Source organism: Rhizobium sp. HT1-10 (assembly GCF_049472505.1).
Classification (GTDB): Bacteria; Pseudomonadota; Alphaproteobacteria; order Rhizobiales; family Rhizobiaceae; genus Rhizobium.
Map to the genome: position 1 here is coordinate 108076 of NZ_JBCEBQ010000001.1, position 12216 is coordinate 120291.

Annotated in this window: 12 protein-coding genes; 10 read left to right on the forward strand and 2 right to left on the reverse strand. The window is 60.4% G+C overall.

The genetic code is table 11. The features are described from left to right. Window positions 1-8: 8 nt before the first annotated feature. The 10 genes from VH564_RS00510 (at window position 9) to visR (ending at window position 9755) form a co-directional block, all read left to right on the forward strand. The gene (locus tag VH564_RS00510; protein WP_423337877.1) at window positions 9-2306 is read left to right on the forward strand and encodes a chemotaxis protein CheA; all 2298 of its coding nucleotides are present in this window, start codon (window positions 9-11) and stop codon (window positions 2304-2306) included. A 4-nt stretch (window positions 2307-2310) separates the two neighbouring features. Continuing rightward, on the forward strand, window positions 2311-2778 hold the full coding sequence (locus VH564_RS00515; protein WP_423337878.1) for a chemotaxis protein CheW: 468 nt from the start codon (window positions 2311-2313) through the stop codon (window positions 2776-2778). Next, a complete protein-coding gene (gene cheR, locus VH564_RS00520; protein ID WP_423337879.1) occupies window positions 2775-3683 on the forward strand; it encodes a protein-glutamate O-methyltransferase CheR in 909 nt (302 codons plus the stop codon). Before VH564_RS00515 ends, cheR begins: the two co-directional genes overlap by 4 nt. Beyond that, entirely contained in the window at window positions 3680-4726 is a 1047-nt protein-coding gene (gene cheB / locus VH564_RS00525; RefSeq protein WP_423337880.1) for a protein-glutamate O-methylesterase CheB, read from the forward strand. The genes cheR and cheB overlap by 4 nt, the downstream gene beginning before the upstream one ends. Next, on the forward strand, window positions 4726-5115 hold the full coding sequence (locus VH564_RS00530) for a response regulator (protein ID WP_111216784.1): 390 nt from the start codon (window positions 4726-4728) through the stop codon (window positions 5113-5115). Before cheB ends, VH564_RS00530 begins: the two co-directional genes overlap by 1 nt. After that, window positions 5112-5666, forward strand: coding sequence for a chemoreceptor glutamine deamidase CheD (cheD, locus tag VH564_RS00535; protein WP_423337881.1), 555 nt, complete (start codon window positions 5112-5114; stop codon window positions 5664-5666). The genes VH564_RS00530 and cheD overlap by 4 nt, the downstream gene beginning before the upstream one ends. Before the next feature lie 16 nt (window positions 5667-5682). Continuing rightward, a complete protein-coding gene (gene cheT, locus VH564_RS00540; RefSeq protein ID WP_423337882.1) occupies window positions 5683-6069 on the forward strand; it encodes a chemotaxis protein CheT in 387 nt (128 codons plus the stop codon). A 165-nt stretch (window positions 6070-6234) separates the two neighbouring features. Continuing rightward, the gene (gene fliF / locus VH564_RS00545; RefSeq protein ID WP_423337883.1) at window positions 6235-7926 is read left to right on the forward strand and encodes a flagellar basal-body MS-ring/collar protein FliF; all 1692 of its coding nucleotides are present in this window, start codon (window positions 6235-6237) and stop codon (window positions 7924-7926) included. Between the two features lie 335 nt (window positions 7927-8261). Then, window positions 8262-9002 carry a transcriptional regulator VisN gene (visN, locus tag VH564_RS00550; protein WP_423337884.1) on the forward strand — a complete coding sequence of 247 codons (741 nt, stop codon included), beginning with the start codon at window positions 8262-8264 and terminating at the stop codon, window positions 9000-9002. A 9-nt stretch (window positions 9003-9011) separates the two neighbouring features. Further along, window positions 9012-9755, forward strand: a complete 744-nt coding sequence (gene visR / locus VH564_RS00555) for a transcriptional regulator VisR (RefSeq protein WP_423337885.1) — start codon at window positions 9012-9014, stop codon at window positions 9753-9755. A 133-nt stretch (window positions 9756-9888) separates the two neighbouring features. Here visR and VH564_RS00560 read toward each other — a convergent pair whose 3' ends face one another. Together VH564_RS00560 and VH564_RS00565 are read right to left on the reverse strand one after the other, a co-directional pair. Next, complete coding sequence (locus tag VH564_RS00560) at window positions 9889-11382, reverse strand: DegQ family serine endoprotease (RefSeq protein ID WP_423337886.1); 1494 nt, start codon at window positions 11380-11382, stop codon at window positions 9889-9891. A gap of 390 nt (window positions 11383-11772) precedes the next feature. After that, entirely contained in the window at window positions 11773-12213 is a 441-nt protein-coding gene (locus VH564_RS00565) for a hypothetical protein (protein WP_423337887.1), read from the reverse strand. Window positions 12214-12216 lie beyond the last annotated feature (3 nt).

A 12216-nucleotide genomic window follows, 5' to 3' on the forward strand; every position in this document is an offset into this window, starting at 1 on the left:
TTCTTCCGATGGATATGAACGAAATCAAAGAGATCTTTTTCCAGGAGTGCGAAGAGCAGCTCGCTGAACTGGAATCCGGTCTTTTGAAATTGAATGATGGCGACCGCGATCCGGAAACTGTCAACGCCGTTTTTCGTGCCGTTCATTCCATCAAGGGTGGGGCAGGGGCGTTCGGTCTGGAAGACCTGGTCGCTTTCGCCCACGTCTTCGAGACAACGCTCGATTGCGTGCGATCGAACAAGCTCGAGCCGAACCAGGATGTCTTGAAAGTCATGCTGAAGGCGGCCGATGTTCTTGCCGACCTTACCAATGTCGCCCGCGACGGCGGCACTGTCGACCAGGCGAGAAGCCGCGGCCTCGTCAAGGAGCTTGAAGCCTTGGCCCAGGGCGTGATGCCATCTGCATCGTCGCACCACGAAGCTCCGGCTCCTGCTCCGGCACCAAAGCCCGTCGCGGCCGCAGCACCTGTATCGCCCCCGGCACCGAGTGATGAAAGCGGCTTCCAGCCCATTCCCTTCACCTTCGACGAGTTCGACGGCGCCGAGGATGTGGTGGCCGAACTGCCGGAATATGAAATCAGCTTCAAGCCACGCGGCGCGCTCTACGCCAAGGGCAATGACGCGACGCTGCTGTTGCGCGACCTGTCGCGCCTCGGTGAAATGACCATCAACTGCAACATGCAGACGCTGCCGGCGCTGCAGGACCTGGATTCGGAAGGCGCTTACTTCAGCTGGAAGATCCTGATCAAGACCGACAAGGGCGAGGACGCCATCCGCACGGTCTTCGAATTCGCCGAATGGGATTGCGAACTCGAAGTCAAGATCGCGGAAGAAACGGTCGACAACGGCGCCGACGAAGAATTGCCGATGATACCGGTTCCCTTCGACCTTTCGTCGCTGGATGACGAACCAGCCCCTGCCGAGGAAGAGCATCAAGCCACGCCTGCCAGCGATGTCGCAGCAGCCGTCTCAGCCGCTGAAACTGCGAGCAATGTCACGCAGCTCGCGTCCACTGCGGCCCGCGCCGAAAAGAGAGAGCCGCCGGCCGCTGCCGCCGCCGCTGCTGCCAATGCCGCCGGTGCCAACAGCGCGCTTGCTGCCGGCCAGACCATCCGCGTCGATCTCGACCGCGTCGACCGCCTGATCAACCTGGTCGGCGAATTGGTTATCAACCAGGCGATGTTGTCCCAGAGCGTCGTCGAGAACGACAGCAACGGTACGTCATCGATCAACATGGGCCTCGAAGAGCTCCAGCAGCTCACCCGCGAGATCCAGGATTCGGTCATGGCGATCCGCGCCCAGCCGGTCAAACCCGTCTTCCAGCGCATGTCGCGCATCGTCCGCGAAATCGCCGACATGACCGGCAAGCAGATCCGCCTCGTCACCGAAGGTGAGAACACCGAAGTCGACAAGACCGTCATCGACAAGCTGGCCGAACCGCTGACGCATATGATCCGCAACGCCGTCGACCACGGCGTCGAAAGCCCGGAGAAGCGCGTTGCGATCGGCAAGAACCCCGAGGGCACGGTCCGCCTGACGGCAAAGCATCGCTCCGGCCGCATCCTGATCGAGCTTGCCGACGATGGCGCGGGTATCAACCGCGAACGCGTCCGCCAGAAGGCCATCGAAAACGAGCTGATCGCCGCCGATGCCAACCTCACCGACGAAGAAGTCGACAACCTGATCTTCCTGCCTGGTTTCTCGACCGCCGACAAGATCTCCGACATTTCGGGTCGTGGCGTCGGCATGGACGTGGTCAAGCGTTCGATCCAGGCGCTCGGTGGACGCATCAACATCACTTCCAAGCCAGGCCATGGCTCTGTCTTCACTATGAGCCTGCCGCTGACGCTTGCCGTCCTTGACGGCATGGTGGTGACGGTCGCCGGCCAGACCCTGGTCGTGCCGTTGACCGCGATCGTCGAGACCTTGCAGCCGGAAGCCGCCGCCATCCATTCCTTCGGCGCCAACCATCGCCTGATCTCGATCCGCAATTCCTTCTGCCCGCTGATCGATGTCGGCCGCATTCTCAACTTTCGGACCACGCAGGCCAACCCCGTCGAAGGTGTCGCCTTGCTGGTGGAATCCGAAGGCGGCGGCCAGCGGGCGCTGATGGTGGATGCCATCCAGGGCCAGCGTCAGGTCGTCATCAAGAGCCTCGAGGCAAACTACACCCATGTCCCGGGCATCGCAGCCGCGACCATTCTGGGCGACGGTCGCGTGGCCCTCATCCTCGACGTCGATGCGGTCGTCGCGGCGTCGCGCGGGCAGGTCCTGAAGGCTGAAATGTCTTACGCGGCGGCGGGGTAAGATCATGTCGCAACCGCTCAAGGCCGCCGCGCAGGGCATGCGCGAACTGATCGCCTTCCGCATCGGTGACCAGGAGTTCTGCATCGATGTGATGTCGGTTCGCGAAATCCGCGGCTGGACGCCGGCAACGGCTATTCCTTACGCCCCACCCTATGTTCTGGGTGTGATCAATCTGCGCGGCGTCGTGCTGCCGATCATGGACCTGTCGGCCCGGCTCGGCATGCGGCCATCGGAGCCCAGCGTGCGTCACGTCATCATCGTCACGCAGGTTCGGCGGCACACGGTCGGCCTGCTGGTCGAAGCCGTGTCCGACATACTGACGATCAACGAGGAGATCATCCAGCCGACACCGGAAATCTCCTCTGAGCTGCAAAAGCAATTCGCCCGGGGCATCCTGTCCATCGATCGCCGGATGATCTGCATGATCGAACTCGAAACCCTTTTCCCGGACGTTGAAAGCCAAGCAGCATGAGTGTCATGGGTTTTGCGGATAGCCGGCAGTCGCCGGACGAGGTCTTGGCCAGCGGAGAATATCCGCTGACGCGCCGCGACCTGAACGAAGTGGCGGCGATGATTTATGCCGATGCTGGGATCTCGCTCAACGAGACCAAGGCGTCGCTCGTCTATTCGCGCCTCTCCAAGCATATCCGCAACCTTGGCATTTCGGGCTTCCGGGAGTACTGCGCGCTGGTCTCGTCGCCCGCCGGCGCTGCTGCCCGCAAGGACATGCTCTCGCATCTGACGACGAACTTCACACGGTTTTTCCGCGAGAACCACCATTTCGACCATCTCCGCACCGACGTGTTGCCAGGGCTTCTCGCCCGCGCCAAGTCCGGCGGCCGGGTTCGGATCTGGTCAGCCGCCTGCTCGGATGGCCAGGAGCCCTATTCGATCGCGCTGACTGTGCTGGGCCTTATGCCCAACGCCGCGGACTATGACTTCCGCATCCTGGCAACCGATATCGACCCCAAGATCCTGGCGATCGCCCGTACCGGCGCCTATGACGAGGCCGCCCTTGAAACCGTATCGCCGGCCATGCGCAAGCAATGGTTTCAGGAAGTCGACGTCAAGGGCCGGCGCAAGTTCCAGGTCGACGACCGCGTCAAGCGGCTGATCACCTTCAACGAGCTGAACCTGATGGCGCAATGGCCATTCAAGGGCAAGTTCGACGTGATCTTCTGCCGCAACGTCGTCATCTACTTCGATGAGCCGACCCAGGTGAAGATCTGGCAGCGTTTCGCAGGCCTCCTTCCGGATAAAGGCCATCTCTACATCGGCCATTCCGAGCGCGTGTCGGGCGACGCCAAGAACGTCTTCGACAACATCGGCATCACGACCTACCGTTACCACGGCAAGAATGCGGGGACCAAATCATGAGCGCACCTGCACGCGTCCTCGTTGTCGATGACTCCGCCACCATGCGTGGCCTGATCACGGCTGTTCTCAGTTCCGATCCTGACGTCAATGTCGTTGGCCAGGCGGGCGATGCTATGCAGGCCCGCGCGGCGATCAAGGAACTCAATCCGGATGTGATCACGCTCGACATCGAGATGCCGAACATGAACGGCCTGGAGTTCCTCGAAAAGATCATGACGCTGAGGCCCATGCCGGTCATCATGGTCTCGACCATGACCCATCACGGCGCCGAGGCAAGCTTGGCGGCGCTCGAGATCGGAGCCTTCGATTGCGTCGGAAAACCATCGCCCGGCGAGCGGTTCCCGTTCGGCGATCTCGCTGAAAAGGTGAAGGCTGCGGCATGGTCGCAGCGCCGAGTGGCGCGGCCATCATCTCCACAGGCGCCGGTGAGCCCGACGGCGGTTGCCGACTTCAGGGTCGGTCGCAAGATCGTCGCCATCGGCTCCTCGACCGGCGGCGTCGAGGCTCTGATCGCAGTGCTGCAGAAGTTTCCGGCCAACTGCCCGCCGACCGTGATTACCCAGCACATGCCTCACACCTTCACCAGGAGCTTTGCCGAGCGGCTGAACCGGTTGTGTGCGCCGGTGGTGCAGGAAGCAACCGACGGAGCGCGTCTCGAGATCGGCAAAATCTATCTGGCGCCGGGCGGCGACCGCCATCTCCAGGTCGTCAGTTCATCTGCGCCCCAATGTCGCCTGATCGAGCGAGACCCTGTCAACGGCCATCGCCCGTCCGTAGACGTGCTGTTTGACTCGGTTGCCGAACTCGCTGGCCGCAACGCTGTGGGCGTGATTTTGACAGGCATGGGCCGCGACGGAGCCGCAGGTCTGTTAAAAATGAGACACGCAGGCGCTAGAACGATCGGACAGAACGAAAAAACCTGCGTTGTTTACGGAATGCCAAGGGTTGCGCATGAACTTGGCGCCGTTGAGCAGCAGCTTGCGCTGTCTGCGATCGGCGAAGAAATATTGAAAATGACAGCCGCCCGAAAGGAGAGCGAATAATGTCTCTTGCGGAGAAAATCAAAGTCCTGATCGTCGACGATCAGGTCACCAGCCGCCTACTCTTGAGCGACGCTCTGACACAGCTCGGTTTCAAGCAGATCACCTCGGCGGGCGACGGCGAACAGGGCATGAAGATCATGGCGCAGCAGCCCCATCATCTGGTGATCTCTGATTTCAACATGCCTAAGATGGACGGCCTCGGCCTGCTCCAGGCGGTTCGCACCAACCCGGCGACCAAGAAAGCAGCGTTCATCATCCTGACAGCCCAGGGCGACCGTGCCCTGGTCCAGAAGGCGGCGGCGCTTGGTGCAAACAACGTACTCGCAAAGCCCTTTACGATCGAAAAGATGAAGGCGGCAATCGAGGCTGTATTTGGAGCTCTCAAATGATAACCGAAGGTGCAGCCCGACGCGTGCACATCATACAAGGCGAGTACAAGGTTCTCAGCGACCCGGATGCTGTGATCTCGACCATTCTCGGCTCGTGCGTGGCTGCTTGCCTACGGGATCCTGTCGCCGGTGTCGGCGGCATGAATCACTTCCTGCTTCCAGGCAATGCCGGTTCTCCCATGACCGGCGGAGATGCGACGCGCTATGGCGTGCATCTGATGGAATTGCTGATCAACGGGCTCCTGAAGCAGGGAGCCCGCCGTGATCGCCTGGAGGCGAAGATCTTCGGCGGGGCCAAGACCATCGCCACCTTTTCGAATGTCGGCGAACAAAACGCCGCATTTGCCGTGCAGTTCCTGCGCGACGAAGGCATCCGTGTCGTCGGCTCCAGCACGGGCGGCGAACACGGACGCAAGGTGGAGTTCTGGCCCGTGTCGGGACGGGCCCGGCAGTATCCGTTGACCGGTGCCGAAGCCAAGAAGACGGTGGATCTGGAACGCAAGCCGATCGTTGCGGCCAAGCCTGTCGAAAACTCAATCGAATTCTTTTGAAAAGCGAGGTCTACCCATGAACGCTATCTCGTCTTCGGAAGCTTCGATTGTCGAAGAGGCTTTGCCAGCCATTCTGATGCGCATCGTGTCGGAACTGCACGACGTGGCCTATCTGATCGAGCGTATCGAGCCACAATTGCTGGAACTGAACGGCATAGACGCGCAGTCGGCCGACTCGATGAAAGTGATGCAGGGTATCGATCTCGCGGTGCAAAAGACGCGCGGCATCGCCGAGTTCATCGATACGATAACCGCCGATATCCCGGAGGCATGGATCGTCGATGTGGCAACTGCCCTGAGCCTTGTAAAGCTTGCTGAAATGCAGAAGGCACTTGGCGGCGGCGTGCGCCATGGACACTCACAGCCGCTAACGAAGGCGGCAGGCGACTTCGATTTCTTCTAGCCGCATCAGGCAGCGCCCGCTCGCCTAGATTGGGCATGGTGCGCAATTCCCTCTCCTTAATCGACACCTCGACGCGCCCGAAGAAACGCTCGCGCAAGCTTCAATGCCTATTTCCTTAAATGGGCACAAAGCCAGTTGGTCTTTGACGAAGCGTGCGAGAACAGAATGAATCTGTTAAATCAACTACTTCAGATACTGAAGAATGTTCAAAACCTTGGCCGGAACCGGTTGATGGCCATGGCAGGCGTCGCTGTGCTTTCCATCGCCGTGGTCCTCGGCGCCGCAATGTATGTCAACAAGCCAGCCCAAGAAACGCTCTATGTCGGGCTCGACAAGCCGGACCTGAACCAGATCAGCATAGCCCTTGCCGAAGCCAATATCGCTTTCGAGGTCGGTACCGATGGCACCAGCGTCACCGTTCCCGCCGGCACCACGGGCAAGGCCCGCCTTCTGCTCGCCGAAAAGGGCCTGCCCAACAGCAGCAACGCCGGTTATGAATTGTTCGACAATGTCGGATCGCTTGGCCTGACATCCTTCATGCAGGAAGTGACGCGCGTGCGCGCACTGGAGGGCGAGATCGGGCGTACGATCACCTCGATCAACGGCATCAGCGCCGCGCGTGTCCACATCGTCATGCCTGACGTCGGAAATTTCCGAAAAGCGGGCCAGAAGCCCACAGCCTCCGTCATGATCCGCGCCGGCTCAGAAGCCGGCCGCAAGGCTGCTCAGTCCATCCGTCATCTCGTCGCCTCCGCCGTGCCCGGCCTCGAAGTCGACGACGTGACGATCCTCGATTCGACCGGCCAGTTGCTCGCTTCCGGCGACGATCCCGGCAACAGCGCCCTCAACCGCAACCTGAGCATCGTCCAGAATGTCCAGGGCGAAGTCGAAAAGAACATCGACAAGGCGCTCGCTCCCTTCCTCGGCATGGACAATTTCCGCTCCAGCGTCACGGCACAGCTCAACACCGACACGCAGCAGATCCAGTCGACCGTCTACGACCCGGAATCGAAGGTCGAGCGATCGGTTCGCACCACCAAAGAAAACCAGAAGTCGCAGCAGCAGCAGTCTGATACGGCGGCGACCGTCGAACAGAATATCCCGCAGGCGGCCCCGGCCTCTGGCGGTGCTGGTCCGCAGAACAGCGACCAGACCGACAAGAAGGACGAGCAGACCAACTACGAGATCAACAGCACGACAACGGCCACTGTCCGCAACAGCTACAAGCTTGAGAAGCTTTCGGTCGCCGTGGTCGTCAACAAGGGCCGTATCGCCAAGATGGTCGGCGAACCCGCCGACCAGGCGAAGGTCGATGCCTATCTGGCCGACATGCAGAAGATCGTCGCCACCGCGGCAGGTCTCGATCCGAAGCGCGGCGATATCATCACCGTCAACGCCATGGACTTCCTCGACAACCAGTTGCTCGACGACGCAGCCTCCGGCCCCGGCATCATGGACATGCTCAGCCGCAACATGGCTGGTATCATCAACTCGCTGGCCTTCGTGGTTGTCGCCTTCCTGATCATCATGATGGGCTTCCGTCCGCTGATCCGCTCGGTAACAGGTGGTCGTGGGGCAGATGCAGATACGGCAAACGGCCTGCCCGATGCTGCCGGCCTGGAACTGCCGGACTTCGCTCCGGGTGGCGCGGGTGCCGGTGGTGCCCTGATGGACGGCTTCGGTTCCGACTTCGGCTTCGACAGCACGGACGACCTGCTGACGATGGGCGACGACGACGGCAACTTCAACCGCCGCGTCAAGGAAGGCCCGGAGCGTCGCCTCTCGCGCATGGTCGAAATGAGCGAAGAGCGCGCCGCGAAGATCCTTCGAAAATGGGCGGTCGACGTCGCAGCCTAATACTAAGGCCGGGTTCATCCCCGGCCTTGTTCGTTTTCAGGCGGATGTTGCAGACGACGGAGGCTCTACAACCCGCCGCATACGCTCGACGGCACCTGCACCGGTTGCCCGGTATGGTGCGTTGCCCCCTTCCAAGAATCGATTTATCTTGCTTCAAGCAACAGGAGTGGCGCGGCCTGAAATCCGGCTGCGGTTAATAAAATCTTAAAGCGTAGAGGAGCGGGGCTACAGCGTGTAAGTTGATCTATAGTGATTCGCACAGGCGACTATGGTCATCTCAAAGGTAAAGCTGCTTCTGAGGCTGGCGTTAAACGTTTAAAATGGCAGGAAATGCAATGGACATGCATATGCTTCACGCCACCAGACGCGACAGCGAGGCAGTCATTCCGACGATTGCCGCCAGAACAATGACCCGTGATCAACTGATTCTCCGTTTGACGGATGTGGCGGGTTCGCCGCTCATTCACTCCGGTCTTCGCGCCCTGACGGATTATCTCGGCGCATCTCATTACATGTTGGCCCGCTGCGACCTTCTCCAGGAGAGCGGGCTCGATTTTGTGATGTCATCCGACTGGCCTTTCGATCTCGTCAGGCGGCTGGCTTCCGATCTCGTCAGTACCTATGTCCGCACGACCGAGTTCGAGAAGTGCCTGATGCTTTTCCAGCCGAGCTTCTCGGTCCTGCCGGATGACGTAACCCTGCCGGAGGGCTCAAGCCGTCAATATTGCTCGCTGACGTTCAATGTCGGTCGGACGCGGCTGTCGTTGATGCTGCTTTATCGTGATGGTTTCATCCTTTCGCCTGAGCGCCTGCGCGAGGTCGGCCTGCTCACAGGTTATTTCGCCAGCTTCGGCCACTGCGTCGAGGGCAAGGGAGAGCGCAGCTTCGAACTCACGGATCGCGAACTCGAATGCCTTTTCTGGATTGCCGAAGGCAAGACCAGCGACGAAATTGCGATGATTCTCGGCATCTCCCGCAACACCATCAACAATTACATCACAAGCGTCATGCGCAAGACCGCAACGAAGACCCGGTCGGAAGCTATTGCCTTTGCGGTAAGAAACAATCTGGTCTGAGGGCTGTCGATGAAATACGCACCGGAAAGAAGCACGGTGTCACGTGAACTCAAGATGACGCGGGTCCACCGCATCTCCAGCCGCTCCGATCTCTTCCCGCGACTGGTGGCGATGCAGAAACTGATGGACGCGCAGAACTTCGCGATCTACCGGGTGGCCGGCTCGGGACTGCCAAGCCGCCTGCACCTGGTCTGCGAACTTGAGAACTGGGGTCCCGGCAATCTCACTGCCAGCAAATCCATCGTGGATGCCTATGGTGAAGATATGCTCGAGCATATCGAGAAATCCCTGCTTCCATTGATGTGGAACGGCATCGACGACGACCGCACGGCCGAGGCAATTGATTTCACGCAGTTTACCCAGCGTCTGAAGTCGAAGATGTTTCCCTGCGCCGGCGTCGCATTCCCGGTCCGGCTTGGAACGGTCGGCAACGGCTTTGTCGTGTTCACCGCCAACTTCATCGACCTGACCAGCGAACTGATCATCGACCTGCATGGTCGCAGCTGCCAGATCATGATGGATCTTTTGTCTCTGGACGAGCGCCGCAGTTCGGCAGTGGAATCGCTGAGCGAGCGCGAGATCGCATGCCTCCAGCTCGCCGGCGATGGTCGCATCAGCGAAGAAATCGCCGAGAAACTTGGACTGTCGGTCCACACGGTGAACGCCTATCTCGGTTCGGCAACGATCAAGCTCGACAGCGTCAACCGCATCCAGGCGATCGCGAAGTCCATCCGGCTCGGTTACATCAGCTGAGGCTTTCGCGCATCCGAGCGCCAAGAAACCACATGTTCCCATGTCTTCGCCGAGGGCGGAGGGACTTCCTGCAAGACAAAACGCCGGGCTTCCGCCCGGCGTCGTCTTATCGAAGAGCGCTTGCAGACTTGGCTCACGCGGCGGCGAATGGCACGGCCACAAAGGTCTTGTTGCCGGCGCGCTCGATCATAAGCAGCACGGACTTGCGCCCCTCCTTGCCGGCTTCGGCCACCCTTGTCTGGACATCGTGGGCATTGCGGGCCGGCTTCTGGTTGACAGAGACGATCACGTCGCCCGGCTGGATGCCGGAGGCAGCAGCCGATTTGTCCGGATTGACGCTGGCGACCACCGCACCGGTGGCATTGTCAGGCAGGTTGAGCGACTGGCGCATCTCCGGCGTCAGGTCGGCAAGACCGATACCGAGCGAAGGCTGATGGCTCTGCGAGTGATCGCCATCGAGCGCCGATGCCTGCTGTTCGCCATTGTCGTTGCCGCCAACGGTGAACGGTAGATTGATCGATGCTCCGTCGCGCCAGACCGTCAGGCTCTCCTTGGTGCCAGGCGTAAGGTCGGCCACGAAGCGCGACAAATCCTTCGGCATTTTCACCGCCCGTCCGCCGAGCCCGGTGATGATGTCTCCCGCCTTGACGCCGGCCGCTGCTGCGGGTGTCCCTTCACTGACCTGGGCCACGAGCGCGCCCTGCGATTGCGTGAGGCCGACGGCGTCGGCGATGTCAGCTGTCACCGGCTGGATCTCGACGCCGAGAAAGCCATGGTCGATCGAGCCGTTCTTTTCGAGCTTGGCGACGATGGCCTTTGCCTCATCAGACGGAATGGCGAAGCCGACGCCGACGCTGCCGCCGTTGGGCGAATAGATGGCGGTGTTGATGCCGACGACCTGGCCGCTGCTGTCGACCAGCGGGCCGCCGGAATTGCCATGGTTGATCGGTGCGTCGATCTGGATGAAATCGTCGTAGGGGCCGCTGTGCAGGTCGCGGCCGCGCGCCGATACGATGCCCGAGGTAACCGTCGTGCCGATGCCGAAGGGATTGCCGATCGCCAGGATCTGGTCTCCGAGCTTCAATTTGTCGGAATCGCCCCAGGCGATCGTCGCAAGCGGCTTCGGCGATTGGATCTTGATGACGGCAAGGTCCGACTTCGGATCGGCGCCGATCAGCTTGCCGGGAAGCTCCGTGCCATCGTCGAGCGTCACCTTGATGTCGATCGCCTTGTCGATGACGTGGTTGTTGGTGACGATGTAGCCGTCAGGGCTGATGATGAAGCCGGAGCCCAGCGCCTGGCTATGGCCCTGATGGGCCTGGGGCGGCATCGGCATGCCCTGGCCACCGAAGAACTGGCGGAACTGCTGGTCCATAGGCGAATTGTCGCCATCATCGCTGACGTTGTCCGCTTTCATGGTCGTGGTGATCGTGACCACGGCAGGCTTGTCGGCGGAGACGACAGGCGCAAACGAGCCGCTGGAGGCGACGCTGCCGACCACGGGGTTGGCCTGTGGCGCCGCGTCGGCGGTGGTGATGTTGAGTGCCAGGGGCAAGGAGGCAGCCCCGAGAATGAAGGCGGCACCGACGAGGGCGGCGGTACGGTGTTTTTGCAGAATGGATGGCATGATATCTGTCCCTTGCGAGCATATGAACACGATGCCGGGGCCGCCTGTCTCGCGTGCGGTCGAACGGATCAAAGGCTCAGATCCCTCCGTTTGCTAGGCTGCAAGGATCTGAACTTCACGTCCAAGTAATCACGGCCGAGAGATGGTGTCATGTTAAACAATAATAATGAAAAATAGCAGGATCCGATCTTATTTTTGCCTATAATGGCGCATTCATGGCAATTATTACATCAATTTAACGGATTTATTACTTTCATGTAATGGCGCCGCTGAAGAGCCTATCGGGCAGGGTCGTCACCTGTCGTCCGAAGGTGAAATGCAAAAAAACCAAGGCGATGCCGCGCGGCGCCTTGGTTCTTGCAGGTTCTGAGCTCGTCAGGGTTTGAGGCGCTATGCGCTCAGTGCCCCCGGCTCCGGCAGAGCGTAGCGGGCCTGGCTCAATCTGTGAGCCAGCATTGCAGTGTTCTCATCCGGATCGCTCGATGGATTGTCGAAGGCGATGTGGTTGATCTCGACCCCGGCATGATGCTCGGTGAGCGCCAGCTTGGCATAGACGGTAATGCCGACCGGCTTGATCTCGAGGTCGATGCTGACCTCGGCCGGACCGCCCCAGTCGAGGGCATAATCGCCCCCAAGTCCAAAATTGACCGTGCCTGGCAGAAAATAGAGTTCGGCTGCGGAAGCAACCAGATCGGCAAGGTTGCCGTAGGATTCAAAACGCAGCAGGGAAATCAGGTCAGCTGCATCGAGCAGTCGTAGCTCGCTTGCGACGGGGCTAATGGCCTCGGCAAGAATCTGTTCGCGTTTGGCGGAGTAGGGGCATCTCTTCATTCT